The 26,430-nt window shown below is 62.0% G+C and carries 20 protein-coding genes; 12 read left to right on the forward strand and 8 right to left on the reverse strand.

Annotated elements, in window-relative coordinates; all coding sequences use genetic code 11:
* The first annotated feature begins 843 nt into the window (after positions 1-843).
* Together BCY88_RS13045 and BCY88_RS13050 are read left to right on the forward strand one after the other, a co-directional pair.
* Complete coding sequence (locus tag BCY88_RS13045) at positions 844-1,965, forward strand: polyamine ABC transporter substrate-binding protein (RefSeq protein WP_120344649.1); 1,122 nt, start codon at positions 844-846, stop codon at positions 1,963-1,965.
* Between the two features lie 254 nt (positions 1,966-2,219).
* Positions 2,220-3,812: a DUF3138 family protein gene (locus BCY88_RS13050; protein WP_120344650.1), complete on the forward strand. Its 1,593-nt coding sequence runs from the start codon at positions 2,220-2,222 to the stop codon at positions 3,810-3,812.
* Between the two features lie 64 nt (positions 3,813-3,876).
* Here the strand turns inward: BCY88_RS13050 and BCY88_RS13055 are convergent, their stop codons facing one another.
* Positions 3,877-4,785, reverse strand: coding sequence for a LysR family transcriptional regulator (locus BCY88_RS13055; RefSeq protein WP_120344651.1), 909 nt, complete (start codon positions 4,783-4,785; stop codon positions 3,877-3,879).
* Positions 4,786-4,887: 102 nt separating this feature from the next.
* On the opposite strand from BCY88_RS13055, the gene BCY88_RS13060 reads away from it, so the two are divergent.
* The 5 genes from BCY88_RS13060 (at position 4,888) to BCY88_RS13080 (ending at position 10,949) form a co-directional block, all read left to right on the forward strand.
* On the forward strand, positions 4,888-5,940 hold the full coding sequence (locus BCY88_RS13060) for an agmatine deiminase family protein (protein ID WP_120344652.1): 1,053 nt from the start codon (positions 4,888-4,890) through the stop codon (positions 5,938-5,940).
* Between the two features lie 32 nt (positions 5,941-5,972).
* The gene (gene aguB / locus BCY88_RS13065) at positions 5,973-6,887 is read left to right on the forward strand and encodes an N-carbamoylputrescine amidase (RefSeq protein WP_120344653.1); all 915 of its coding nucleotides are present in this window, start codon (positions 5,973-5,975) and stop codon (positions 6,885-6,887) included.
* 10 nt (positions 6,888-6,897) lie between these two features.
* The gene (locus BCY88_RS13070) at positions 6,898-8,010 is read left to right on the forward strand and encodes a polyamine ABC transporter substrate-binding protein (RefSeq protein WP_120344654.1); all 1,113 of its coding nucleotides are present in this window, start codon (positions 6,898-6,900) and stop codon (positions 8,008-8,010) included.
* A gap of 48 nt (positions 8,011-8,058) precedes the next feature.
* Positions 8,059-9,168 (forward strand): agmatine deiminase family protein, encoded by a 1,110-nt coding sequence (locus BCY88_RS13075; RefSeq protein ID WP_120344655.1) that lies wholly within the window; start codon positions 8,059-8,061, stop codon positions 9,166-9,168.
* A gap of 368 nt (positions 9,169-9,536) precedes the next feature.
* The gene (locus BCY88_RS13080; RefSeq protein WP_259461379.1) at positions 9,537-10,949 is read left to right on the forward strand and encodes an agmatine deiminase family protein; all 1,413 of its coding nucleotides are present in this window, start codon (positions 9,537-9,539) and stop codon (positions 10,947-10,949) included.
* 12 nt (positions 10,950-10,961) lie between these two features.
* On the opposite strand, the gene BCY88_RS13085 is transcribed toward BCY88_RS13080, so the two are convergent.
* The 6 genes from BCY88_RS13085 to BCY88_RS13110 form a co-directional block, all read right to left on the reverse strand.
* A complete protein-coding gene (locus tag BCY88_RS13085) occupies positions 10,962-12,038 on the reverse strand; it encodes an ABC transporter ATP-binding protein (protein ID WP_259461380.1) in 1,077 nt (358 codons plus the stop codon).
* Positions 12,035-13,030 (reverse strand): ABC transporter ATP-binding protein, encoded by a 996-nt coding sequence (locus BCY88_RS13090; protein WP_120344656.1) that lies wholly within the window; start codon positions 13,028-13,030, stop codon positions 12,035-12,037. The genes BCY88_RS13085 and BCY88_RS13090 overlap by 4 nt, the downstream gene beginning before the upstream one ends.
* A gap of 1 nt (position 13,031) precedes the next feature.
* Positions 13,032-13,946, reverse strand: a complete 915-nt coding sequence (locus tag BCY88_RS13095; RefSeq protein ID WP_183081355.1) for an ABC transporter permease — start codon at positions 13,944-13,946, stop codon at positions 13,032-13,034.
* A gap of 3 nt (positions 13,947-13,949) precedes the next feature.
* The gene (locus BCY88_RS13100; RefSeq protein WP_063499935.1) at positions 13,950-14,888 is read right to left on the reverse strand and encodes an ABC transporter permease subunit; all 939 of its coding nucleotides are present in this window, start codon (positions 14,886-14,888) and stop codon (positions 13,950-13,952) included.
* A 16-nt stretch (positions 14,889-14,904) separates the two neighbouring features.
* Entirely contained in the window at positions 14,905-16,521 is a 1,617-nt protein-coding gene (locus BCY88_RS13105; RefSeq protein ID WP_120344657.1) for a peptide ABC transporter substrate-binding protein, read from the reverse strand.
* Between the two features lie 181 nt (positions 16,522-16,702).
* Positions 16,703-17,275, reverse strand: a complete 573-nt coding sequence (locus BCY88_RS13110) for a cupin domain-containing protein (protein ID WP_120344658.1) — start codon at positions 17,273-17,275, stop codon at positions 16,703-16,705.
* A gap of 1,062 nt (positions 17,276-18,337) precedes the next feature.
* Between BCY88_RS13110 and BCY88_RS13115 the strand changes: the two genes are divergently transcribed.
* Positions 18,338-19,885, forward strand: coding sequence for a peptide MFS transporter (locus BCY88_RS13115; protein WP_120344998.1), 1,548 nt, complete (start codon positions 18,338-18,340; stop codon positions 19,883-19,885).
* 151 nt (positions 19,886-20,036) lie between these two features.
* Here BCY88_RS13115 and BCY88_RS13120 read toward each other — a convergent pair whose 3' ends face one another.
* Entirely contained in the window at positions 20,037-20,474 is a 438-nt protein-coding gene (locus tag BCY88_RS13120) for a carboxymuconolactone decarboxylase family protein (protein WP_120344659.1), read from the reverse strand.
* A 146-nt stretch (positions 20,475-20,620) separates the two neighbouring features.
* Here BCY88_RS13120 and pdxR point away from each other — a divergent pair, with 146 nt between their 5' ends.
* The 4 genes from pdxR (at position 20,621) to BCY88_RS13140 (ending at position 26,054) form a co-directional block, all read left to right on the forward strand.
* Entirely contained in the window at positions 20,621-22,099 is a 1,479-nt protein-coding gene (gene pdxR, locus BCY88_RS13125; protein WP_120344660.1) for a MocR-like pyridoxine biosynthesis transcription factor PdxR, read from the forward strand.
* 158 nt (positions 22,100-22,257) lie between these two features.
* Positions 22,258-24,348, forward strand: coding sequence for a bifunctional 2',3'-cyclic-nucleotide 2'-phosphodiesterase/3'-nucleotidase (locus BCY88_RS13130; RefSeq protein WP_120344661.1), 2,091 nt, complete (start codon positions 22,258-22,260; stop codon positions 24,346-24,348).
* 29 nt (positions 24,349-24,377) lie between these two features.
* Positions 24,378-25,115 (forward strand): tetratricopeptide repeat protein, encoded by a 738-nt coding sequence (locus BCY88_RS13135; protein ID WP_183081356.1) that lies wholly within the window; start codon positions 24,378-24,380, stop codon positions 25,113-25,115.
* A gap of 483 nt (positions 25,116-25,598) precedes the next feature.
* A complete protein-coding gene (locus BCY88_RS13140; protein ID WP_120344663.1) occupies positions 25,599-26,054 on the forward strand; it encodes an HU family DNA-binding protein in 456 nt (151 codons plus the stop codon).
* Positions 26,055-26,430: the final 376 nt, after the last annotated feature.

Genomic DNA, 26,430 nt, shown 5'->3' on the forward strand with positions numbered 1-26,430 from the left:
CCAAACAACTCTCCTGTCGATGGCATAACGGACGCGCCCCGCTTTAGCGGGTTCAGCGGGCAGTTATGCGGTTGAATTACTGTGTGGGTAGATCGGGACGGCGATTGACGTGTTTTTTCAAGCTGGACATTCCCCCGGTTGTAATGCTTGTGGCCGTTAGTTTTCTGTTAGCGGTTTATCCGCGCTGTTATTCGCGCTGAGTAGCGCGCTGGTTAGCACCACAGTGCCTTATTTTCTTTTCCCTCATTTGACAATGCGTCTCAGTGTTTAAGATAAATGCACGTTTTCTGGATGGTTTCCGCATAACTGAGATGGACTGCTTACAGTTGAATAACGTGTCGTTGCGGGTTGCTTGCAATTCGTAAGATGACAAAACAGACTGCTTACAGTCCGTAACCTGATCTGCCCGGATGACCTTCGGTCACGCGCCGGCAATAACTAGCGGCTGCAGCTTTTTGTGTCACCGAGTGACCGCTGCAAAGACATGAGAGAAATTGATCGAATCAAACAAAAAACATCAATTCCCATCAGATATTGTTCGACCGAGAATGACTCACCCGCCGGCAACCTGAGAGACACGATGCCGGGTCAACAACGATCCTTCATCCATTCCTGCGGCTATTCAGATTGTCCATATATTTAGGAATGGAGATCAAAAGGCTCGCCGGTTCAGATGCAAAGAAGCAATGACAGGAGCCAGTACTCAGAAGCTTCTGTTTCCGCCGGCACAGTGTTGTGACTGCATGAGGGGGAGAGCGGGCAAGGCGATTCCATCGCCTTTCTAAATTATTACGTAATCCTGCCGATTTTAAAGAAAAAATCTTATATTCAAGGGAAACAACAATGCGCTTTTGTCATCTTCGTCATGAGATCGCGGGTGCGGCTCTGGTTGCGCTCGCCGGAGTTCTTCTGTCCAGCGCGCCACAGGTGCTGGCGGCCGATAACGAACTCAACGTTTATAACTGGTCGGACTACATCGCGAAAGACACGATCCCGAACTTCGAGAAGGCGTCCGGCATTCACGTCAGATACGACAACTACGATAGCGACGACACGCTGCAGGCCAAGCTTCTGGCGGGGAGTTCGGGTTTCGACGTCGTCGTGCCGTCGTCGCTCTACATGGCCCGGCAGATTCAGGCGGGCATGCTTCAGAAGCTCGATAAGTCGCAAATCCCGAATCTGAAAAATCTCGACCCGGCACTCATGAAAATGGTCGCGGATGTCGATCCTGGCGCGCAGTACGGCGTGCCCTGGGCGTACGGCACCGACGGGATCGGCTACAACGTGCGGGAAGTGAAGAAGGCGTTGGGAGACAACGCGCCTGTCGACAGTTGGGCGCTGGTGTTCGATCCGGCCAACGTGTCGAAGCTGAAGAGTTGCGGCGTCTCGTTTCTCGACCAGGCCGCTGACGGATTCGCTACCGCGCTGCAGTATCTGCACAAGGACCCGAACAGCTCGAACCCCGCCGACTATCAGGCCGCCTTCGATCTGCTGAAGAAGGTGCGCCCTTACATCACGCAGTTCAACTCGTCGGGCTATATCAATGATCTCGCCAACAACGATGTCTGCGTGGCGATCGGCTGGTCCGGCGACGTGGGCATTGCGCGGCGGCGTGCGGCAGACGCGAAGCGCTCCTACGAGATCCGCTTCTCGAATGTCAAGGAAGGGGGCTTGCTCTGGTTCGACATGATGGTGATCCCGAAGGACGCGCCGCATCCCGAAGCGGCCATGAAGTGGATCAACTATATCGAAGACCCGAAGGTCAATGCGGCGATCACCAACGAGGTGTTCTATCCGACCGCGAACCGTGCCGCCCGGCCGTTCGTCGACCCGGTCGTGTCGCAGGACGCGAGCGTTTATCCGGCCGATGACGTGCTGAGCAAAATGACCTTGATGAGGCCGTTGCCCATCGACATTGTCCGGCTGGAAAACCGCCTTTGGGCGCAACTCAAGGCGGGGCGCTAAGAGCGTCGAATAGCGTGGTTCACGCGGCTAACGATCGCCGTTTGCCGCGCTGCCTGAAGCCGCCACGACGCTAGCCCGCTTGCGCCGCTAACGCGCGGTCACTTTCCCTGAGCGCTGCATGTCGCTGCATGTCTTGTGAGGCCCTTTGCGAGCCTCGCATGGGAACGCTCGCGCGTGCATCCCGTGAGCGGCAGCTTCGCGACCGCCAAGGCATAGACACATTGATCGCAATACAACAAACGAGGAGACTTCGTGTGAGAAAGAAACTGATTTGTCTGCTGGTGGCGGGCTGTCTGCCCGGCATCGCGCTGGCAGACACCACGACCGAGCAAATCCGGGCGCTGCAGGCACAGCTCAACGCGCTGCAAAAAGAGGTAAAACGATTGCAGACGCAGCCGCCCGCTAAAGGGGCCAATGCGGGGGCAAATGCAGGAGCAAATGAGGCCGCAACCAGGTCCGCAACCGCCGAGCCCGCGGCGGCGCCCGTCGATGTTACGTCATCCGCATATGGCAAAGCGCAGGCAACGCTGACCAACGACGACGTCACCTCCATGAAGCAGCAGCTTGCCATTCAGCAATTGAAGGTGAACTCGCTCGAAGACGCCGCGAATACCGGACCGCTTGCCGGTCTCTCGGTGACGGGTTATATCGATCCGACCTACGTCTATAACCGCGCGCAAGGCAGCTCTTCGTTCCTGTTCGCGAACCATGAAAGCACCGGCGGTTACTTCAACAGCACGTTCGGCGACCTGTACCTCGACATCAAGAAGACCTTCGGCGTCGGGCCAATGGCGCCGTCGGCCGAAATCACGCTGATGCCCAATCGCGGCAATGGCATCACACTGTTGCAGAACGAGCATGGCCAGATCGGCAACAACATTCTGAACACGGCGGTCGTCAGCGTGCCGCTATCGGGCACGACGACTTTTGTCGCGGGCCTGATGTCGAGCTTCGGTGGCTATGAAGTGCAGCAGTCGAACCAGATGCTCACGCTGACCCACAATCTGCTGTATGACTTCTCCGATCCGGGCAGTTATATCGGCCTCGGCGCGAACTACACGAAGGGCGATTGGGCGTGGAAGTTCCTGCTCGGCAATGAACAGTACCGGACCAACGGCGCCATCACGCAGACAGGTACGAATGCGCTGGGCGATCCGGTCACCACCAGCAACAAGGTGCCGACCTTCACGGCGCGTGCGGACTACACGTGGTCGAGTGCGCTCGATATCGGTGCGTCGTTCAACATCGGCCGGCAGACTTTGCCGAGCGCCATCAATCCGACCACGGGCGCGGTGAGTTACGGCGTGAGCGGTCAGGCGCCCAGCGGTTTCGGCACATTCTTCTTCTCGGAAGCCGACCTGACGTACCTGCTTGCCGACGTCCAGTACAACGTCGAGCTCGACTATGGCCAGCAGCAGAACGCCGCATTCAACGGCGGCCAGGCGCAATGGTATGGCGTCTCGCTGCTCGCGCACCGCAAGTTCAGCGTGCCGGGCATAGGCCGGATGGGCGCGACGTTGCGCTACGACTTCCTCGCCGACAGCAAGAACGGCGGCGGTGGCGGCGGTGTTGCGTTGAACGGCCAGGGCCGCGACCCGTATAACGGATTCGGCATCAGCGCGGACTGCTTCGCCAATGCGCAGGCAAGCGGTGGTTTGGGCCTGCAATGCAAGGGTTCGAATCGTCAGGACGTTGCGCTCGACCTGCTGTTTTTCCCGACCGCGCAGATTACGGTGAAGGTCGAGTACCGGCACGACTGGGCCAACAACAAGGTGTTCCTGCGCAACGACGGCTCTTACAGCAGTTCTAACGATCTGCTCGCCACGCAGTTTATCTATTCGTTCTAGCACGGTATGCAGCCATGCCATCCATGCTCCCGCGTGGATGGGCCGGCCGTGTTCCCGTTACAGGCTAGGTACCGGGACCACGGCCGGCGTCGGCTTCCTTGCCCTGCGCCAGCAGCCATTCGAACATCTGCTCGACGATGGGTGAGCGCGACGGCCCGGCCACGCGCGAGAGCCACCACGTTATGCCCGGCAAACGCGGGTAGTCGGCGAGGACGGCTAGCGCCCCCTGGTCGATACTGCCTTGCGCGACCAGCCGGGACAGACAGGCAATGCCCCGCCCGCGCAATACGGCATCCAGCACCAGGCGCTGATCGTCATAGATTGCGTTCATGCGGTAGGCCGAAAGTTGCCCGCGGAAAATCGGCGCGGTGCTCTCGCTGGTCAGGTTCTCTTCCAGACAGATGAGACCAGTATGCAAATGATGTTTGGCGCGCGGCACGCGGGCTAGCTTCGCCGCCAGTTCCGTCGCGCATACGGTCACCCATTCGTCTTGCAGAAACGGTATTTCCGACAGGCCGGCCTGTTGCATCGGCCGTGCGCCGATCGTCATATCGACGTCGATCTCGTCGACATAACGCGCGCTCTCGTCGGTGGAGAGCAATGGGCATAGATCGGGAAGAACCTGTTGCAACTGGTCGAGGCGCGGCTGCAGCCAGCCGTGCAGCAAGGGCGCAGGACACACCAGCACGACCAGCCCGGGGTCGAGATAGGTGGCAATCCGCCCAAGCCCGCTGCGCAGCGTTTCCATCGAGCGCTGCACGCTGCGCTGTAACACCTCGCCAGCCACCGTCAATTCCACGCCCCGCCCGATTCTGCGAAAGAGCGGTTGCCCCAGTTGCTCCTCGAGTTGCTGGATCTGGTGGCTGATCGCGGATTGCGACAGGTGCAGTTCGTCGGCCGCACGGGAGAAGTTGCCCAGTCTGGCCGCGGCTTCGAAGCCCATCAGCAGCTTCAGGGAGGGGACACGTTGCATTGAGATATGAGAAAAATTGATTGATTTAGCCAATAAACATCATTTTTCATCAAGTGTAACCCGTATCACAATGACTCACCACATAACGATGGAGATAGAGGAATGAGTCGCTTCGACGCTCGCCAACACGGCTACCGGATGCCCGCTGAATGGGAAACGATGGATACCACCTGGTTGGGATGGCCGATTCTCGACGGCCGCGAAGACCTGTGGGGAGACCACTATCTGCGTGTCTGCCGGGAGTTTGCGCTGGTCGCGCAGACGGTTGCCCGCTATCAACGTTGCGTGGTGACCGCACACCATAGCGAGGCGCAGGCTGCGCGCGAACTGGTCGGCAACAGCGTTGAGGTGCTCGGGGTCGCGGCGGAAGACAATTGGCTGCGCGACTGCGGACCGATTTTCCTCGTGGGCGAACATGGCCGCCTGGGTGCCGCCTCGTTTCGCTTCAATTGCTGGGGCGAAAAATATCAGCCTTACGACGGTTGCCAGCAAGTGGGGCAGGACATCGCCCGCGCGGCCGGCGCGCAGATTTTCAATTCGCACATGGTGCTGGAGGGCGGTGCCTTTTACGTGGATGGGCAGGGTACGCTGATCACCACGGAAAGCTGCCTGCTGCATCCGAACCGCAATCCGCATATGAATCGCGCCGAGATCGAGGCCGAACTCAGGCGCATGCTGGGCGTGGAGAAGATTATCTGGTTGCCTGGCAATCCGGACGAAGTGGAAACCAATGGACACGTGGACGGCATTGCGTCGTTCATCGCGCCGGGCAAGATGCTGTGTCAGAGCGCGAGCCCAGAGCAGGGCGATTATTTTCAGGTGATGCGCGAGAATCGCCGGGCATTGGAGTTAGCCACCGACGCCGCCGGGCGTCGCTTCGAGCTGCTCGATCTGCCCTCGCCGATTGTCAGCGAACGCTTCGGCTCCGAGCGCTATTGCGATTGTTACGCGAACTACATTCTGGTCAACGGCGCGGTGATCTCGACCGCGTTTGGTGTGGAGCAGGATCAGGCCGCACGCGAGGTTTTCGCCCAGGCGTTCCCGGGGCGGCGCGTGGAGTTGCTGCCGATTCCCACTTTGTCGATCGGCGGCGGCAGCATTCATTGTTCGACGCAGCAGCAGCCGGCTGTTACCGCTAACGTCACCGCTAACTGATTCAGACCCGATCCGATCGAAGGAACCTTCACATGTCGTCGCGAAACATCACCGTAGCGTCGGTGCAAATGGCATCCGGCAGCTGGACCTTTGAAGACAATATGGCCACCGCGGAACGATTGATCCGTGAGGCCGCAGCGAAGGGCGCCAACCTCGTGTTGTGCCCCGAGCTTTTCATGATGCCGTACTTCTGTCTGGATCAGAACGTGCGGCATCTGGAGCTGGCCGAACCGTTCGCGGACAATCCGAAGATTGCCCGCTTCGCGAGACTCGCCGGCGAGCTGGGCATCGTGTTGCCCATCGGCTTTTTCGAGCGGGCCGGTAATGCCGCCTACAACTCGGTTGCGGTGGCCGATGCCGATGGCAAGGTACTCGGCGTGTATCGCAAGACGCACATTCCGGACGGCCCGGGTTATACGGAGAAATTCTATTTCACGCCGGGCGACACCGGCTTCAAGGTGTGGGACACGCGCTTCGGCAAGGTCGGCATCGGCATCTGCTGGGATCAATGGTATCCGGAGACGGCCCGCAGCCTCGCATTGATGGGCGCGGAAATCCTGTGCTTTCCGACCATCATCGGCTCCGAGCCGTTCAGCAGCGATTTCGATTCGGCGGGCCACTGGCAACGCACGATGCAAGGCCATGCGGCGGCCAATATGGTGCCTGTGGTGGCGGCTAACCGGATTGGCCGTGAAGTCGGCTTCGGCAACGGCAATCCGCAACAGGAGGGACTGGCCGGTGTGTTCTATGGGTCCAGTTTCATCGCGGATCACACGGGTGAAAAGCTGGCGGAGGCCAATCGCACGGACGAAACCGTACTTCTGCACACGTTCGACCTGAACGCTATCCGGCAAGACCGGCAGTCCTGGGGTTTCTTCCGCGATCGCCGTCCGGAAATGTATCGTACGCTGCTCACCAGCGACGGTGCCTCGTCATGCTATCGCTAAGGAATACGTGATGAAAAAGCACTGGCTCCCGTCACTCATGGGTCTCGGACTCGGTCTGTGCCTGCTTGCAGGGCAAACGCAGGCCGAGGAAGAGAAGATATTGAACCTGTACAACTGGAGCGATTATTTCGCGCCTGACACGTTGTCCGAGTTCCAGAAGGAAACCGGTATCAAGGTCCGTTACGACGCGTACGATAGCGACGAGACACTGCAGTCCAAGCTGATGACAGGCGACAGCGGATACGACCTGGTATGGCCCACCAACGATTTCATGGCCAAGCAGATTCAGGCCGGGGCGTTTCGCAAGCTCGACAAGAGCAAGCTGCCCAATCTCAAGTATCTGGACCCCACGCTGCTGAAACTGATGGCGCAATCCGATCCGGGCAACCAGTATGGCGTTCCCTACATGTGGGGCACGGTGGGCGTGGGATACGATCGCGCCAAGGTCAGCGCCATCCTCGGCAAGGATATGCCCACGAACAGCATGGATCTGCTATTCAACCCGGCAATCGCCTCGCGTATTGCCGCGCATTGCGGCCTGGGATTGCAGGACTCCGCCAGTACGGTGCTGCCGTTGGCGTTGCGCTACGTCGGCCGCGATCCGGTGAACCCGAACGCGCAAGACTATGCCGCCGCGCAGACCATGCTGATGAAAGTCCGGCCGTATATCCGTCTGTTCGTCGACTCGGCCAACGCCAACGAGTTGATCGACGGCGAACTGTGCGTCATGGTCGGGTACTCCGGGGCGATCAACCTGGCCGCGCAGAAGGCGAAAGAGCTGGACCGCAAGCGTGACATCGTCTACGACATCCCGAGCATAGGCAGTCTGATGTGGTTCGACGGCATGGTCATTCCCAAGACTGCCAAGCATCCGGACAATGCGCATGCGTTTATCAACTACATTCTGCGGCCGGACGTGGTGGCGAAGATATCCAATGCCACGCGATACGCTAACGCGAATCAGGGCGCATTGAAGCTGATGGACCCCGCGCTGGTCAATAACCCGAACATCTATCCCGATGAGCAGAAGAAGCGGACGCTGTTTACGCCGGTGGTCGAGGCGCCCGCCACCGCTCGCCTGGAGGGCCGGATCTGGCTTGGCCTCAAGGCGAGCAAGCCCTGAATAGCGGGCTCTGCAGCCGGCTTTACCGATAATCATGAGGTGTTTTCCATGACGACAAGACGTCATTTCCTGAAACAGGGACTCCTGGCCCCCAGCGGCGCGCTGTTGTCAGTCGCGCTGGGCAGCGGCTTCAGCACGATGGCGCTCGCGCAGAGCGCCAGCTGGCGGATGCCGGACGAAGGCGGCGCGCACGCCGCGACCTGGATGGCATTCGGCCCCAGCGAGGAGATCTGGGGCGGCAAGCTGCTCCCCGTGGCCAGAGAGAATCTGGCCGGCATTGCGAAGGCCATTGCAGCACATGAGCCGGTGAAAATGCTGGTGCGGGAAGAGGACCACGACATCGCCGCTCGCCTGTGCGGCGCGGCTGTCGAACTCGTGACCCAGCCTGTCGACGACCTGTGGATGCGCGATACGGGGCCTGTGTTCGTCAAAGGAAACGCGGGCCAGCTCGGCGCCGTGGGCTTCAACTTCAATGGTTGGGGTGACAAGCAGGAGCACGAACAGGATGCGGAGGTGGCGGTCTTCGTCGCGCGCCGAGCCGGGGCGAACCTGCTCGAAACGCGTCTGGTGCTGGAAGGCGGCGGCATTGAAGTGGACGGCGAAGGTACGGCCATTATTACGCAGAGCTGCGTGCTGAACGCCAATCGCAATCCGGGGCTCAGCCAGGCACAGTGCGAAGCGGAACTGTCCCGCCTGCTCGGGCTGCGCAAGATCATCTGGCTGCCAGGCATTGCAGCCAAGGACATTACCGACGGTCATACCGACTTCTACGCGCGCTTTGCGAGCCCGGGTGTCGTGGTTGCCGGACTCGATCCGGATCCGTCTTCCTACGATCACGCGGTGACGAAGCGCCATCTGGAAATCCTGCGCAAATCCACCGACGCGAAGGGGCGTCCATTGAAGGTGGTGGTGCTGCAGGGCCCAACGACCGTGCGCCGCAAGTATGAGAACGACCAGTTCGCGGCCGGATACATCAACTTCTATGTGTGCAACCACGCGGTGATTGCCCCGGAGTTCGGCGACAGCAAAGCAGACCGCAATACGCGCGATATTCTCGTGGACCTGTTTCCCGGCCGGGACGTGATTCAACTGAATATCGACGGCATCGCCGCAGGCGGCGGTGGTATTCACTGCACGACACAACAGCAGCCCAGCTGATCACATATCGCGAGCCGCATCCACGGTGCGGGCTCGCGATTTCCCACACGCTCGAGATTCCTGAGCGTGGCGCAAACCGGTTTTCTGACCCGTTGAATCGACTGCGGAGTAATGCCGCGGCGTGGGAGATCGTCGGCCGGCGTTTTGTGCGCTCGCAAGAATAGCGCCGGATTCCGGGCCGCAAACCGGGGCCGGCAAACAGATGCAGTCACAGGTAAATGGATATGACAGATAGCAAACCCAGCAAACCCAGCAAACCCGGAAAACCCAGCAAACGTAGCAATGCAACGCAACCATCGGGTGATCGCGCGTTAGTGACGCGTCGCGGTTTTATCAAAAGTTCTACTACCTTGTTGGGAATCTCCTTGATGGGAACCCTGGCCGCGTGTGGCGGAGGTGAATCGTCGAGCCCGCCTTCGGCGTCGGCGCCGCCATCGTCTTCACGCAATCCGTCATCGGCGAATCGCCTGTCGTACCTTTTGCCGGGTGAGGATTTGCCGCATACGGCGACCTACATGGCGTTCGCTTCGGGTTCGGAAGGGATCTGGGCGCCGGTTACGGCGCAGAGCACGGATGCGGGCATCGACCGGGTCCGTGCCGACCTGATGGACGTGGCCAAAGCGATCGGCACGTATGAACCTGTGAACATGCTGGTACTGCCGGTCGACCTGAGCGCCGCGCAAGCCTTGCTGGCGACGCCGAGCGGCGCGAATCCCGCGATTCACGCGAACTATCTGGCCCGGGGCACGGGCGTGGGCGGCGTCAATCTGATCGCGCTTGCCAATGGCTTCGACGATCTCTGGACGCGTGACACGGGTTGTGTGTTCGTCAAGGACACGGTACATGGCAATGCATTGTGCGCTGTGAGCTTCAACTTCAACGGCTGGGGCAACGCGAACACGGATGGCGCGAATCTGAACGCGGGGATGACGGTGCCGCCTTCGGTTGCCGCGGGCAGCAACAAATCGAAGTCGGGCAAATTCTTCCAGCCGTTTGCAAACGATCACACGCTGGCGGGCTGGATGGCGCAAGCGAACAACGCGACGCTGATTTCGAGCACGTTGACGCTCGAGGGCGGGGCGATCGAATTCGACGGCGAGGCGACGGCGATCCTCACGGAATCCGCGGTGCTGCACGTCAATCGCAATCCGCAGTTGTTCAACATTCCGAACGGTGTAGTGGCGAGCGCGACACTGTTGCCGACCGCCAAAGACACAGTGCTGGCTGAATTGCAGCGAACGCTCGGCGTACAGAAGATCATCTGGATTCCGGGCACGGCGATCTATCCGCAAGGTTGCGGAGCCGGTGGTCAGGGCGGCGCGGCCACGCCGGCCAATGAGACCGACATCACGAACGGGCACGTCGACTTCTACGCGAAGTTCCTCGCGCCGGGCGTCGTCGCCTATGCGGCGGATCCGACCAATTCGACCTATGAGCAGGCGCTGATGGCCGCCAACTACCGGAACCTGGTGGGTCAAACGGATGCAAAAGGGCGTGCGCTCACTCTGATTGCGTTGAATGCGCCAGGTAAGTACGGCACATCCAACGGCGTGGTGCTGAGCGAAAAGCAGATGACGAATTTTGCCGCGGGCTATATCAACTTCTACAAATGCAACGGGGCGATCATCGTGCCGAAGTTCAACGACCCTGCCGCCGATGCCGCCGCCGTGGCAACCATCCGCCCGTACGCCGGTTCTCGCGCGATTGTCCAGGTGGATATCCTTGGCATTGCATCCGGCGGCGGCGGTGTGCATTGCGCGACGCGTGAACTCCCCGCATAGGCAAACGCGTCTTTAGCGATTTCCCAGCGGGACTTCCCCCAAGACATCGCTCGCACGGATGCACGCGACACGTGTCGCGCTCGCACCGTGCGTGACAGGCTGCGGAATCTCGCTCGCGCAGGCCTCGATCGCATCCGGGCAACGCGTGCGAAACGCGCAGCCGGAGGGCGGGGAGAGCGGCGAGGCAATCTCGCCGCGTAACAGCAGATGACGGCGTGCGCGTTCAACCACCGGATCGGGCACCGGCACGGCCGACAGCAACGCACGCGTGTACGGATGACGCGGCGTGCCATACACGTCGCGCTTGTCGCCGAACTCCATCACACGGCCCAGATACATCACCAGCACGCGATGGCTGATTGCTTTGACGACCGCGAGATCGTGCGCGACGAACAGCAGCGAGAGCGACAACTCGCGCTGCAGATCGCGCAACAGGTTGACGATTTGCGCCTGGATCGAGACGTCGAGCGCCGACACCGGCTCGTCGCAGATCACCAGTTGCGGTTCGCCGATCAATGCGCGTGCAATGCCCACGCGCTGACACTGGCCACCGGAAAACTCGTGCGGATAGCGGCGCAGATGCTGCGCGTTGAGTCCGACGCGTTCGAGCATGGTCAGAACGCGCCGCTGCACGTCGCTGCGGGCGATGTCCTGGCCATGCGTGAGCAGGGGCTCGGCGACGATCTGTTCGATCGTCATGCGCGGATCGAGCGAGGCCAGCGGGTCCTGGAAAATCATCTGCACATCGCGGCGCAAGCGCGACGTATCGCGTCGTGCGCCCGGCAACACGGTTTCCTGGTCGAGCCAGCGCACGCTGCCGCTCGCCACCGGCGCGAGACCGATGATCGCGCGCGCGAGCGTGGACTTGCCACAACCCGATTCGCCGACGAGGCCCACGGTTTCACCGCGCCGCACGCTGAACGACACGCCGTCCACCGCGCGCAGCGTCGCCTTGCCGGACCACGGGAAACCGCCGCGCGGCACACCGAACTGCACCTTGAGATTGTCGACCGACAATAGCGTTGCCGGACTTTGACCCTGCCCTTTGCTTTGGCTCTGGCTATGACCTGCAATGGAAGTGACGTTCATGCGTGTTGGACCTCCATGATTTCCCGCACAGGCCGGTGGCAGGCGCGCAGCGCGCCGGCCGCCGTCGGCGACGCCGTGAGCGCCGGCCGCGCGTCGCGGCATCGATCGCTGCAATACGCGCAGCGCGGCGCGAACGCGCAACCTTCACCGACCTCGCCGGGCAATGGCGGGTTGCCGGGAATGGTTTGCAGCGGACGGTCATCGTCGTCGGTGAGACGCGGCAGCGCATTCAGCAGGCCGATCGTGTAGGGATGCGTTGGGGCGGCGAACAGCGTGGCGGCGTTCGCCTGTTCGACGGTCTGGCCGGCATACATCACCATCACGTCGTCGCACAAACCGGCCACGACACCCATGTCGTGCGTGATCAGAATGATCGCGGTGCCGCGTTCGTGGTTCAGTTCGCGCAGCAATTCGATAATCTGCGCCTGCACGGTCACGTCGAGCGCGGTGGTCGGTTCGTCGGCGATCAGGATTTCCGGCTCGGAGAGCAGGGCCATCGCGATCATCACGCGTTGCCGCATGCCGCCGGAGAACTCATGCGGATACATGTTGATGCGCCGCGCGGCATCGGGAATGCGCACCGTTTCCAGTGTTTCGATGGCGCGTCGGCGCGCTTCGCGGCGCGACATCCTGCGATGCAGTTGCAGCGTCTCGGTCATCTGCCGTTCGATCGTCAGGAACGGGTTGAGCGAGGTCATCGGGTCCTGAAAGATCATGCCGATGCGGTCGCCGCGAATCTTGTTCAACGAGGCTTCGTTCATCGTCAGCAGGTTTTCGCCGCGATAAGTCGCCGTGCCGGAGACCTTGCCGTTGCCGGCCAGCAGACCGAGCAGCGCCATCACCGTCTGGCTCTTTCCCGAACCCGATTCGCCGACGATGCCGAGCGTGCGGCCGGCTTCGAGCGAAAATGACACGCGCTGCACCGCGTCGACGGGCGCGCCTTCGCGGCGCGTGAAGCGCACGCTCAGGTCTTTGACTTCGAGTAGCGGCATTTCAGCGGTCCTTCGGATCGAATGCGTCGCGCAGGCCGTCGCCGACGAAATTCACGCAATACAAGGTGACGCACAACATCACCGCGGGGCACAGCAGCAGCCAGGGCATCGATTCGAGCTTCTGGGCGCCGTCCTGAATCAGCACGCCCCAGCTCGTCATGGGTTCCTGCACGCCGAGGCCGAGGAACGACAGCACCGATTCGGTCAGCACGATGTTGGGCACCGTCACGCTCGCGTACACCACCACCACGCCGAGCAGATTCGGCACGATGTGGCGCGCGATGATCGAGCGCGAACTCACGCCGATGGCGCGGGCGGCGTCGATGAATTCGCGCGAACGCAGCGACAAGGTCTGGCCGCGCACCACACGCGCCATGTCGAGCCACGAGAACGCGCTGATCGTCAGGACGACCAGATAGAACGCGCGGCCGAACATCGTCATCATCAGGATCGCGATCAGCATGTAGGGGATCGCGTACATCATGTCGACGATACGCATCATCACCGCGTCGACTCGACCGCCGAGATAGCCGGCAGTCGCGCCGTACGCCACGCCGATCAGTCCCGAGACGAGCGTGCCGAGCAGGCCCACTTCCAGCGACACGCGTCCGCCTTGCAGCGTGCGCGCGAGCAGATCGCGGCCGAGCTCGTCGGTGCCGAACCAGTGCATGTTTTGCAGCGTCGGCGCGAGGCTGATCGCGCTCCAGTCGCTGTCGATCGGGTTGTTCGGCAGGAACCATGGCCCGGCCACGCAGACAATCACGATTAGCAGTAAGACGACGAAGCCGGAAAACGCCGCGCGATTGCGCACGAAGCGCAGCGCGGCCGTGGCGAGCGGTCCGCGCGAACGCGGCGCTCTGGCGATAGCCGCGAGCGGATCGAGCGCCGCGGCAGCCGGTTGAATTGAGCGGGGCATGGATCAGTACCGGATGCGCGGATCGAGCCAGGCATACGCCAGATCGACCAGCAGATTGAACAGGACGGCGACCGCGGTGGTCAGCACGACGAGGCCGAGCACGAGGGTGTAGTCGCGGTTGATCGCGCCGTTGACGACCAGTTGCCCGAGACCGGGCAGGGCGAACACCGACTCGGTGACCACCGCCGCCGTGATCGACGAGATGCAGATCGAGCCGAGCAGCGACACCACCGGCATCAACGCGGGCTTCAGCGCATGGCGCAACACGATCGTGCGTCCCGGCAGGCCCTTGGCGCGCGCGGTGCGGATGAAGTTGCCCGACAGCACTTCGATCATGCTGCCGCGCATCACGCGAGCGATCGCGGCGACGTTGATAATGGTGAGGAGAACGATCGGCAGCACGCGGTAGCGCCACTCGCCTTCGCCCCAGCCGCCGGCCGGCAGCCAGCCATGGCCTTCGGAGGTCTTCAGCAGGATCGCGAAGATCCACACCAGCACCGGGCCCAGCACGAACGGCGGCACCACGTTGCCGATATTGCCGAGCACCATCACCAGGTGATCGATGAAACGGTCGCGCCGCACGGCGGCCAGCGTGCCGAGCGTGACGCCGATCACGACCGCGATCGGCACCGATACGCCGCCTACGCCGAGACTGACCGGCAACGCCTTCCACACCAGATCGTTGACCGACCAGTCGGCGTAGCGGAACGACGGACCGAGGTCGCCGTGCAGCAGCGAGCCGAGGTAGTGGAGGTACTGCAACCACAGCGGTTCGTCGAGGTGATACTTGGCGTTGAGGTTCGCGAGCACCGCCGCCGAGAGGTGCTTCTCGGTGTCGAAGGGCCCGCCGGGGGTGAGGTGCAGCAACAGATAGCACGCGGTGATCACGGCGAGAATCGTCGGGATCGCCCAGAGCGTGCGGCGCAGCGTATAGGCCAGCATGACAGTGCTCCCGCGCTTAGTGCTTGATCAGATACATGTCTTGCGTGGCGCGCTGGTCAAGATAGTTGGTCGACGTGTAGCCGCCCACATACGATTTGACCAGCCGGTCGGCCGAATACTGGAAGAGCGACACGATGGGGTAGTCGTTCATCGCCAGATCGTGTGCCTGCGTGAGCAGTGCGGTGCGCTTCGCGTCGTCGAGCTGCTGGTTGCCTTCGGCGATCAGTTTGTCGACTTGCGGGTTGCAGTAGTGCTGATCGTTCTGCACGCTGTTGCAGCGGATCAGATCGAAAAACGAGTTGGCGTCGTTGTAGTCGACGAACCAGCCGTCGCGCGAGGCTTGGACCTTACCGTCGTGGCGTTGCTTGAGCAGCACCTTGTATTCGACGTTCTCGAGCTTCGCGCTCACGCCGAGCTTGGTGCGCCATTCCGAAGTGGCGAACAGCGCGACCTTCTTGTGCAGGTCGTTGGTGTTGTAGGTGAGCGTGAAGCTCAGTGGCTTTGCGTCCGAATAGCCGGCGGCCTTCAGCAGGTTGCGCGCGTAGTCGACGCGTTTGGCCATCGGCCAGCCGGCCCAGTCAGGCGTAAACACGCCCGAGCCTTCGGTGCCTTTCGCAATCAGACCGTACATCGGCACTTCGCCGTCGGCCGTCAGACGTTTGGTCAGCAGGTCGCGGTCCAGCACCATCGCCAGCGCCTGGCGCACGCGCTTGTCCTTGAACGCCGGGTCGTCGTTGTTGAGGCTGTAGTAGTAAGTGGCGATCTGCAGGCCGGCTTGCAGCTCGGAGCCGAACTGTTTGCTCAGCTGCGCATAAATGCCCGACGGAATCGAGTACGTGTAGTCGAACTGGCCGGCCTGATACATGCGCATCGCCGTTTCGTCGTTTTCGATCGGCAGGTAGGTCACTTTCGTAATCACGACCTTGCCGGCGTTCCAGTATGTGGGGCTCCTGGTCGCCACGAGGCGGTTGCCCGGCTGCCAGTCGGTCAGCACATACGGGCCGTTGCCCACGAAGTTGCCGGGACGGGTCCAGTCGGCGCCGAACTTCGTCACGGCTGCGCGATTGACCGGGACCATCGTCGTCATGGCCGTCAACTGCGCAAAGAAGGCGGCGGGCACCTCGGTCGTGACTTCGAGCGTGTACGGATCGATGGCGCGTGCGCCGAGGCTCGTCAGCGGCGCCTTGCCCGCGAGAATCGCCTTCGCGTTCTTCACGAATTCGACCAGCACGGTGTATTTCGAGCCCGTCTTCGGATCGAGCACGCGTTGCCATGAGTAGACGAAGTCCGCCGCCGTGACCGGCTGGCCGTTGCTCCAGCGCGCGTCGCGGCGCAGCTTGAACACCCACGTGGTCGGGCCGGTGCGTGCCCACGACTGGGCGACGCCCGGCACGATCGCGCCGCTCGCGTCCATGCGCGTCAGGCCTTCGAACAGGTCGAGCCCGATCGTATTGCCGGTCCACGATTCGATATGCGCGGGGTCGAGCGACTCGGTCTCGCCCGGCACCTGACGGGTCATTTCCTGGCTCGCGGCGAGCGTGACACCCGGCGGCACCGTAACGGCGAAGGCGGAGGGCTGAAACGTAAGGACGAGCGCGGCCAGCGCCGTCGCGTAGACGAACGGGGTTTTCATCGGTTGAGATCGCAGGAAAGGTCGAGAGAAGAGCGCGCTGGCGGCGGGGCGCCCGCTTATCCGCGGTGCCCGGGCCGGGGCGGCCCTTGTTGCCCGTGCTGGTTACGCGACATGCAGGATTCCTTACATTCGGTAATGCAGGCAAACCCTGGCCGGATCAACCGGAAAAGGCGCCTGCCTTCTAGAACAGTCTCGGTGTACCCACCCAGACGACCACCGTCTCGATACGCGCGGTATTCGCCCAGCTATGCGGCACCGTCGATTCGTAATGCGCGCTGTCTCCCGCGTGCAGCACGAACGTCTTGCCTTCCAGCGTCAGCGACACCTCGCCGCTGATCACATACACAAATTCTTCTCCGGCATGCGTGGTGACTTCGGAGCGTTTCTGCCCGGGCGGCATCCTCACGAGGATCGCTTCGAGCTGACGGCCGCCCGTCAGGTTGGTCAGCCGTGCAAACAGATTGGCTGAGTCCGCAAAACCAAAAAACTTCAACTGATCGCCGCGGCACACCGAGCGTTCTTCGCTTGGCGTATCGACGAAATACTGCACCGTCACCCCGAGTGCGTGAGCAATGCCGGCCAGCGATGTGATGGACGGCGATGCCAGACCACGTTCGACTTGCGACAAAAACGGTTTGGAAATGCCCGCCGCTGTTGCCGTTTCATCCAGCGTGCGCTTCAGCCGTTGCCGCAGCGCGCGGATTTTGCTCCCAAGTTCGAGTGCCGGGTTGTTCTTTTGAATTGTCGTGACCATAGCAGGAGGAAATTAGCCCGTCAAAATTTGTTTGATGTAAGTAAATATGGTTTGATGGCGGCTCAGGCCGGGTCGGCGGGCTGTTCAGCACCCGGTCTTGCAAGCGGCCGCATTTTCGAGACAGCGCTCTATGTTGCCAGAACCGAAATCCGCGTCAGCCGTTTTGACTGGAATTCGACAAGAAATTGGTGACGGATGCGGTAAAGATTGCGATATGGAGAAGCGTATCCGCCCATATCCGCATTGATGCAGATTGAGTGCCCAGCGGCTTAAAGGTATGACATCAAAGCTTATTTTCAGGCAAATGGGACTTCGCAATAGAGGGATCTGGCGTGTAAGAACCGGTAATTGGCGTAGCACTAGTGAATTCCCTGAGTGACGAATCAAGTTTCTATTTGCAGAATCTGCCCCGCCTGGCGGTTGGGTGCGCGTATTCATATCAGACGCGACGCCGGCCGCTGTTTTTCATTCCGCGCGCAGCGATCCTGCGCGGCGGAGCGTTGTCCGGCCCGTTCCATCCGAACGCTGGCCGGCATGAGGATATGACTATCACTGCCGATTTTTCCCGCCGCGGGCACAGCGCCCGCCGCCCGGTGCGGCCACCGTCCGCTGCTAGCCGGGTGGCCGGCCCCCGGAGCGCCGGCCCCCGGATCGCCGGCCGCCGGATCGCCGGCCGCCAAACCCCCGTTTCCCCCGATGCTTTATCATTGAGCCCGTTCCGCCTGCCGGAGCCCGAGCCCGATGTGGCGCAGCGCCCCCCAATCCCCAAAGGGACGTCCTTTGGGGCCGAGGAGTTTCCTCAGGGCGCATCGCGTGGCGGGTCTCTATCCCATCCCCTGGTTTTTCTGCTGGTTTTGGCGTCTTCGTTTGCGGTTCAGTTCGCGAATGAGCGTCCCGCTTAGTTTCCAGATGAACGTGTAGATGAACGCGCCACCGACTGCGCGGGCCTGGGTCAACGCGCGCCGTATGGCGCCGGGCCGGCTGAGTTTTTTCCAGTTTCCGTTTTTCGCGCCGCGTGGCTAGCCCATGCGCCGCCGCAACCGTAAGTACGAGAGGTACATGATGAATTCGTCCAATCCCGCCGCCCGCGCACCGGTCTCGCAGACCCGTTCGTTCTCGACGGTTTTTCTGATCGAGATGTGGGAGCGCTTTGGCTACTACGGGATGGCCGCGCTGCTGGTCCTGTTCATGATCGACAAGCTGGGCTTCACCGACAGCCACGCCACCCTCACGTGGGGCGCGTTCACGGCGCTGGTGTACGCGTCGCCCTCGATTGGCGGCTGGATCGGCGACAAGATTCTCGGTGCGCGCCGCACGATGATCTTCGGCGCCACCGTGCTGGCGGCCGGCTATTTCATGCTGGCGCTGCCCAACGAGCAACTGAGCTACATGTACGCGTCGCTCGGCGTGATCGTGGTGGGCAACGGCCTTTTCAAGGCGAACGCCGCCAACCTCGTGCGCCGCATCTACGAAGGCGACGACGCGCGCATCGACAGCGCGTTCACGATCTACTACATGGCGGTCAATATCGGCTCGACGCTGTCGATGCTCGCGACGCCGTGGATCAAGGACCATTGGGGCTGGCACACGGCATTCGCCGTCTGCTGCGCGGGCATGCTGTTGTCGGTGCTGAACTACTTCATCATGTTCCGCACGCTCGCGCATATCGGCTCCGCGCCGGATGCCGAACCGGTCCGGTGGAAGCGCGTCGGCGCGGTTGCGCTGGGCGGCATCGCACTCGGCACGGCAACGATGTTCGTGCTGCAGCACAAGGCGATTGCGGTGGCCTGCGTGTACGCGGCGGGCGTCGCGATTCTGGCGATCTTCGGCTACATGCTGATGAAGTGCGAACGCTCGGAGCGCTCGGGTCTGATTGCCGCGCTGGTCCTGACCGCGCAGGTGATCCTGTTCTTCGTGTTCTACGTGCAGATGTCGACCTCGCTCACGCTGTTCGCGCTGCGCAACGTCGATCCGCGCTTCATGCTGTTCGGCGAGACCTTGTTCACGTGGAGCGCCGCGCAGTTCCAGGCGCTCAATCCGATCTGGATCATGTTGCTGAGCCCGGTGCTCGCGCTGCTCTATACGAAGCTCGCGAAGAACGGCAAGGACGTGCCGGTGGCGGTCAAGTACGCGTGCGGCTTCGCGGTGGTGGCGGCCGGTTTCTTCGTGTATGCGGCGAGCGGCAGCTATGCGGTGAACGGGCGCGTGTCGTCGTGGTTCATGGTGGGCGGCTACGGTTTGTATTCTCTCGGCGAATTGCTGGTGAGCGGGCTGGGTCTGGCGATGATCGCGCGCTACGTACCGGCGCGGATGAGCGGTTTCATGATGGGCGCTTACTTCGTGGCAACCGGCGTGTCGCAGTATCTGGGCAGCGTGGTGGCGAATTTCGCGCAGATGCCGAAGGGCGATATGGATCCGCTCGAATCGCTGCCGTTGTACATCAAGCTGTTTACGGGCCTCGGCTGGCTCGCGGCAGTGGGCGCGCTGATTGCCGTGCTGCTGTTGCCGCTGATGCGCAAGCTGTCGCGTGAGCATCAGCGTTGTGGCGACGAAGCGCGTGAGAACGCGCGGCAAACCGCTGCACTGAGCGGCGTGGTGGCGGCGGAGTAATCTGTCACGGGTCCGGAAAGCGGCACGGATTCGCCGCTCGCCGGATACGCGAAAGCAGCATAAAAATGGCGCGCCTCGCATTGTGCGGGCGCGCCATTTTGCGTTTTATGCGCAGCGCCAGGTTGGCGTGCGGCGATCCCGCTCCGCGCATTTACTCCGGCATTTTCCGGAACGAAACCGCAATCCGGTTCCAGCCGTTGATCGCAATGATCAGCAAGGTCAGGTCGCTGATTTCCTGCTCGGTGAAATGCGGCTTCACCGCTTCCCACACGTCATCCGGCACACGCGTTTGTGCGATCAGCGTGACCGATTCGGTCCATTCGAGCGCCGCGCGTTCGCGCTCGGTGAAGAACGGCGCTTCGCGCCACGCCGCCACCGTTGCCAGGCGCCGCTCGGTTTCGCCGTGCTTGCGCGCGTCCGTCACGTGCATATCGAGGCAGAACGCGCAGCCGTTCAGCTGTGACGCGCGAATCCGCACCAGTTCGGCGAGCGATTTGTCGATCGTGCTTTTGCCGACGGTTTCCTCGAGCGCGATCATCGCGCGGGTGCCGCTCGGGCTGGCTTTGTAGAAGTCGAGACGCGATTGCATGAGGTGTTCCTTTTCGTAAATATCCGGTCAATGTCCGGTAAATGTCTGGGAAGTGTCCGCTCCGAGGGCGGCGACGGAGGTAAGCTTACGGTCGGTATTGGTCTTTCGGAATAACCATTTCCAGGATATTTAAGGTAGCCACTCGGATGGACATTCACATCGCGGTAGAAGGGCGTCACGATCTGTCCGGACAGATCTACCGGCAGTTGCGCGCCGGCATACTCGAGGGGCGTCTCGCGGGAGGCACGCGCTTGCCTTCCACGCGCGATCTCGCCACGCAATTGGGCGTTTCGCGCAAGACCACGCTCGACGTGTTCGAACGGCTGCTCTCCGAGGGCTATCTGAGCGCCCGCGCCGGTTCGGGCACCTTCGTTGCCGATGGTCTGGAGCGTCTGCCGTCGGAGCGCTCGCCGCATGCACTCGCGGCCGACTCGGCGCGCGAGCGGGCCAAGGCGAAACAGAAAGCCGCGGCGCGCGCCCAGCCGCTGTGGGAGCAGATGCCCGAGTCGTTCTCGTTGCCGAGGCCCACAGTGGCCCCGCCGCACGATTTCGTCGGCGGCGCGACCGACAAATCGCTGTTCCCCTTCGATGTCTGGCGCCGCTGCGTGAATCACGCGTTGCGCGTACAGGCGCGCGGCCAGGGCATGTATCGCGACGTGGCGGGCGAACAGGAATTGCGCCTCGCGATTTCGCGCTACCTGGCGTTCAACCGCGCGGTCACGAGCAACTGGGACGACGTGATCGTCACCCAGGGCGCCCAGCACGCACTCGATCTGATTGCGCGCATCACGTTGCGGCCCGGCGAAATCGCGGCGCTCGAAGACCCCGGCTATCCACCGGTGCGGGCGTGTTTTGCGGCCACGGGCGCACGCGTGATGCCGGTGCCGGTGGACAAGGAAGGCCTGATCGTGCGCAAGCTGCCGGACAAGGCGCGCGTCGTCTATGTGACGCCCTCGCATCAGTTTCCGCTTGGCATGCCGATGAGTCTGGAGCGGCGCGTCGAGTTGCTCGAATGGGCGCAGAAGCGCGGCGCCGTCATCATCGAGGACGACTACGACTGTGAGTATCGCTTCGAGGGCCGGGCCATGGAGCCACTGAAAAGTCTCGACCGCGCCGGTCTCGTTGCGTATGTGGGCACGTTCTCGAAAACGATTTTCCCGGAACTGCGGATCGGCTATGTGGTGCCGCCCGCGTCGCTGTACGGGCCACTCCTCAAGGCCCGGCAAATCGCCGACTGTCACGGCTGCACACTCACGCAAACCGCGCTCGCGAGCTTCATGCTCAACGGCGATTTCGCCAAGCACCTGCGGCGCATGCACAAGACCTATGCGGCGCGCCGCGCGATGCTGCTCGAGCATCTGCAGGGGGGCCTCGCGCCGTGGTTCGAGCCGATCGTGCCGAGCGCCGGCATCCACATGGCAACGCGGCTGAAGGCGCCGTTGACCGAGGAGGCGCTGGTGGGCGCCGCGCGTGAAGCGTCGATCGGTTTGTATGGGCTTGCGCCGTTCCATGTGCGTGTGAAACCGCAGCCCAGTGTGATGTTTGGCTACGGCAATATCGCCGTCGAACATATCGATGCGGCGCTTGGCAAGCTCGCGGGCATTCTGCCGCGCCTTGCGCGCTGACGATCCCAAGCACGCTTAAGTCTTACTTAAGCCTATCTGAATCCATACAAATCAGTGTCATAAAGCGCCCGTAACCTTGCGCCTCTGTAATTGTTTGTAAGGCAGTGCCGCTCCCGAAAGGCGCGGCGCGATAAAACGACAACCGGAGGATAGTAGGGATGCGACTGACGTTTATGGAAGCAAAGAGGATGCGTGCGTTTCGCACGGCCGGCGCCCTGGGTGCATTGGGTGCGGTGAGCGCGATCGGCATCACGGCATGCAGCAGTGGCGATCTTGAGACGGCGCAGTCACAGCCGCAGCCGCAACAACAGGTGGCGAGCGGCACGAAGGCGACGCTCGCGTTGCTGGAAACCACCGACATTCACACCAATATCCTCAGCTACGACTACTACAAGCTGGCCGAAGACAAGTCGCTCGGCCTGGAGCGCACGGCGACGCTGATCGCGGCGGCGCGCAAGGAATTCCCGAACACGCTGCTGCTCGACGACGGCGACACGATTCAGGGTACGGCGCTCGCCGACTACCAGGCGCAGGTCGCGCCGATCGATTGCAAGACCACGCTCGGTGTCTACAAGGTGATGAACCTGCTGAAGTACGACGCGGGCAACATCGGCAATCACGAATTCAACTACGGCCTGCCGTTCCTCGCGCAGGCGACCGGCAGCACGTTCGACGTGCCGAACATGAGCCCGGTCGCATCGCAACCGACGTGCGCGGGGCCGAATTTTCCGCTGGTGCTCTCCAACGTGCTCGGCGCGAAATCGCAACAGCCGATCTTCAAGCCGTACACGATCCTCGAGCGTACGCTGACGGCCACGACGCCGGACGGCAAGACCATCACCGCACCGGTGAAAATCGGCGTGATCGGCTTTACGCCGCCCGCCATCATGGCGTGGGACAAACGCTGGCTCGACGGCAACGTCTATACGCAGGGCCTGGTGGAAAGCGCCTCGAAGTACGTGCCGGAAATGAAGGCGAAGGGCGCGCAAATCATCGTCGCGCTGTCGCATGGCGGGCTCGACAGTTCGACCTATTCGCCGTCGATGGAAAACGGCAGCTACTATCTTTCGAAGGTGGCCGGCATCGACGCGATGATGATCGGCCACTCGCATCAGGTATTCCCCGACAAGAACAGCACGGTCTCGCAGTTCAACCTGCCGGGTGTCGACAAGGTCAAGGGCACGGTCAACGGCGTGCCGACCGTGATGGCGAATTTCTGGGGCAAGCATCTCGGCGTCATCAAGCTCGCGCTGAGCTACACGAACGGCACGTGGACGGTGGACCGCAATTCGAGCACCTCGGAAGCGCGTTCGATCCAGAACGCGGATGGCAGCTACGTGGCTCTCGATCCGACGATCTCGCAAGCCATCGCGGCCGAACACGTGGCGACCATCAACTATGTGAAGACGCCGATCGGCTCGACCGATTTCCGCATGACCAGCTACTTCGCCGACGTGGGCGATGTCTCGGCCATCGAGATCGTCAATCAGGCGCAGGCGGCTTACGTGCAGGACTACGTCAGCGCGAATCTGCCGCAATATGCGGGCATTCCGGTGTTGTCGGTCAGCGCGCCGTTCAAGAGCGGTTTTGGCGGTGGCAACGATTTCACGGACGTCGCGCAGGGCAACGTCGCGATCAACAACGCCGCCGACCTCTACCTCTACCCGAACACGATTTATGCGGTGAAGGTGACGGGCGCCGATCTGAAAGCGTGGCTCGAAACCGCGGCGAAGCGCTTCAACAAGATCGATCCGGCCAATACGGCGGCGCAGGCGCTGGTCAGCACCTTCCCGGGCTATAACTTCGACATGATCACGTCGAAGGATTTCAGCTACGAAATCGACGTGACGCAAGCCGTGGGCAGCCGGATCCGCAACCTGAAATATCAGGGCGCGGCGATCTCGGATACGCAGCAGTTCATCGTCGCGACCAACAACTATCGCGCGAGCGGCGGCGGCAGTTTTCCGGGGCTGGACGGCAGCAAGACGATTTACGCCTCACCGGATGCGAACCGCGATGTCCTGATTGCCTACATCAAGAAGCTGCAGGCCATCAAGGTGGCGAACAACGGCAGCGATCGTAGCTGGCGCTTCACCAAGGTGGCGACCGCCGGGCAGGTGACCTTCAAGGCGCCGCCGAATCTGACGGCGCTCGCGCAGAGCTACGGCGTCACCAACGTCACCCAGCTGCAGGCCGACGACGGCACCGGCAAGGGTCTCGGCGTCTACGCGGTGAACCTGAACCAATGACGGCGCGCTTTTCCTTGAGGCCGGCGGCCATGGTGGTGAGCCTCGCCGTGGCTGTCGCGATCGCGGCCGGCGCGTTCGCCACGGTCGTCGGCACACGCCTGGCGACGCCCGCATCCAGCGTGCAGATCGACGACTGGCGCATGCAGGGCTCGGCCACGCACGCCGCGTGGCCGGTGTGGCGGCTGCGCGTTGCCGCGGCGTTTGGCAACGTGGCGGCGCGCGAGGCGTTGGCCGACGTGCTGGTGAGTTCCGCACAGCTCGATGAGCGGCGCGAAGGTGTCGAGTTGTATCGGCAACTTGCGCTCGACGGTGTGCCGGCTGCGCAAGGCACGCTCGGACATCTGCTGTTGCGCGGACTGCCCGGCATTGCGCCGGATTATGCGGAAAGCCGTCACTGGCTGGCCGCAGCCGCGTCGCATGATCCGCAGTCGGCTTACGATCTGTCGACGCTTTATCGCAATGGCTACGGCGTCGCACGGGACCCGCAGCTGGCGATTCGCTGGCTGGAACAGGCAGCGCAAGCCGGGTTGCCCCTCGCGCAATTTCAGCTCGCCAACGAGTATCGCTTCGGCGCGACGCTGCCGCACGACGATGCGCTCGCACTGCAATGGCTGAGCCGCGCAGCCAATGCGGAGTTACCCGAAGCCAATCTGGCGCTGGCGATCGCCTATCGCAACGGCGAACTCGGCATGGCGCGCAACGAGGACGAGTACTGGGCCCATGTGAAGGAGACCGAGCACGATCTGAAGCACGTTAGCCGGCCATGAGCGCGCGTTGAAACGGCGCGCGATTTTCTGTCGCGCAGTCACCTTAGCCGCCCCCTGCAGAGATTTTCGCTGCAGGGGGCGTGTTTTTTCTGCCGCAGAAACCAGCATCGCGAGCGCGCCGGTGCGCGACGATGGGGCTGTCGAGTCGTCATTCGCCGGTTCCCGGCAGCCGCGGCGGCGATCGTTGCTAACCGTCGGCGAGCATCGCCCGGCGCCGAAAGTGCCGCTATTTACGCGTTGAAATGACTTGTAACGCACGTTACGTGTCCGTGTTGCGGGGCCGGTTGTCGCGCGCCGAGGCATGTTTACCCGCTAAAACAAGGATCAAAATGTGTTACGCAGTCTGCGCCGCGCAACAAACCTTCGCTGTTATACACAAAAGATTCGCGCAAATCGTATTAGCGCTTGTAGAATCCGGCGTTGAAGCGTGCACATACCGTGTGCGCTTCGTGCAATTCACTGACCACTACAGGTAGGAGAAACATGCCGACTTCCGCAAAAAAGGTGGCCAAGAAGGCTGCTGCCCCGGTACCGACCAAGAAGGTTGCTGCAAAGAAAGTTGTTCCTGCGAAGAAGGCCGTCGCAGCTAAGAAGGTCGCCGTGAAGGCTTCCAGCGCTCCGTCGCCGATCAAGGACACCTTCACGAAGGCCTCGCTGGCTGCTCACGTCGCTGAACGCGCTGCTGTTGAACCGAAGGCTGCCAAGGCTGTGCTGGCTGCGCTCGAAGACACGATCCTCGGCGCGGTGCACAAGAAGGGCGCTGGCGAATTCACGCTGTCGGGTCTTCTGAAAATCGTCGTGCAAGCTGTGCCGGCGAAGAAGAAGCGCTTCGGCAAAGACCCGTTCTCGGGCGAAGAGCGTTGGTTCCCGGCCAAGCCGGCTAGCGTGCGCATCAAGGCACGTCCGCTGAAGAAGCTGAAAGACGCAGCAGCAGGCTGATCGCGCTTCATGCGTTGCCGCGGTTGTCGAGCGTGGTTGTTAACGGCGTGCTTTTAGCTGGGTGTTTTTAGCCGTGTGCTTTAACCGTGCGCTTTTAACCGTGCGCTTTTAACCGTGGTTAACGTTTGAGCCGACCCGCAGTGCAAGTAGTCTGAATCCCCGTGGATGCAAATCCGCGGGGATTTTTTTATGCGTCCGCTGTGCTCGCGAGCTTGCCGCTGCCCGTCACGGTGCCTCGGTGCACCGTACTAGCGCATCATGGGCCGTCGCAGTACGATGGCAGCGAGGCGCGCCGGTCGGGATGCGCTTTTAGCGTGCATGCACCGTGTTTTGTGCGCGAAAAGCTCAATGGCATAGCGCTTGCTTGAACGATTGT

This window comes from Paraburkholderia fungorum (genome assembly GCF_003610895.1).
Classification (GTDB): Bacteria; Pseudomonadota; Gammaproteobacteria; order Burkholderiales; family Burkholderiaceae; genus Paraburkholderia; species Paraburkholderia fungorum_B.

Coding starts and splice junctions, on each gene's coding strand:
- BCY88_RS13130 (WP_120344661.1), top strand. CDS start 22,258: ATGCGACTGACGTTTATGGAAGCAAAGAGGATGCGTGCGTTTCGCACG.
- BCY88_RS13115 (WP_120344998.1), top strand. CDS start 18,338: ATGAATTCGTCCAATCCCGCCGCCCGCGCACCGGTCTCGCAGACCCGT.
- BCY88_RS13075 (WP_120344655.1), top strand. CDS start 8,059: ATGACGACAAGACGTCATTTCCTGAAACAGGGACTCCTGGCCCCCAGC.
- aguB (WP_120344653.1), top strand. CDS start 5,973: ATGTCGTCGCGAAACATCACCGTAGCGTCGGTGCAAATGGCATCCGGC.
- BCY88_RS13095 (WP_183081355.1), bottom strand. CDS start 13,946: ATGCCCCGCTCAATTCAACCGGCTGCCGCGGCGCTCGATCCGCTCGCG.
- BCY88_RS13045 (WP_120344649.1), top strand. CDS start 844: ATGCGCTTTTGTCATCTTCGTCATGAGATCGCGGGTGCGGCTCTGGTT.
- pdxR (WP_120344660.1), top strand. CDS start 20,621: ATGGACATTCACATCGCGGTAGAAGGGCGTCACGATCTGTCCGGACAG.
- BCY88_RS13120 (WP_120344659.1), bottom strand. CDS start 20,474: ATGCAATCGCGTCTCGACTTCTACAAAGCCAGCCCGAGCGGCACCCGC.
- BCY88_RS13100 (WP_063499935.1), bottom strand. CDS start 14,888: ATGCTGGCCTATACGCTGCGCCGCACGCTCTGGGCGATCCCGACGATT.
- BCY88_RS13135 (WP_183081356.1), top strand. CDS start 24,378: ATGGTGGTGAGCCTCGCCGTGGCTGTCGCGATCGCGGCCGGCGCGTTC.
- BCY88_RS13060 (WP_120344652.1), top strand. CDS start 4,888: ATGAGTCGCTTCGACGCTCGCCAACACGGCTACCGGATGCCCGCTGAA.
- BCY88_RS13110 (WP_120344658.1), bottom strand. CDS start 17,275: ATGGTCACGACAATTCAAAAGAACAACCCGGCACTCGAACTTGGGAGC.
- BCY88_RS13105 (WP_120344657.1), bottom strand. CDS start 16,521: ATGAAAACCCCGTTCGTCTACGCGACGGCGCTGGCCGCGCTCGTCCTT.
- BCY88_RS13080 (WP_259461379.1), top strand. CDS start 9,537: ATGGGAACCCTGGCCGCGTGTGGCGGAGGTGAATCGTCGAGCCCGCCT.
- BCY88_RS13070 (WP_120344654.1), top strand. CDS start 6,898: ATGAAAAAGCACTGGCTCCCGTCACTCATGGGTCTCGGACTCGGTCTG.
- BCY88_RS13085 (WP_259461380.1), bottom strand. CDS start 12,038: ATGAACGTCACTTCCATTGCAGGTCATAGCCAGAGCCAAAGCAAAGGG.
- BCY88_RS13055 (WP_120344651.1), bottom strand. CDS start 4,785: ATGCAACGTGTCCCCTCCCTGAAGCTGCTGATGGGCTTCGAAGCCGCG.
- BCY88_RS13140 (WP_120344663.1), top strand. CDS start 25,599: ATGCCGACTTCCGCAAAAAAGGTGGCCAAGAAGGCTGCTGCCCCGGTA.
- BCY88_RS13090 (WP_120344656.1), bottom strand. CDS start 13,030: ATGCCGCTACTCGAAGTCAAAGACCTGAGCGTGCGCTTCACGCGCCGC.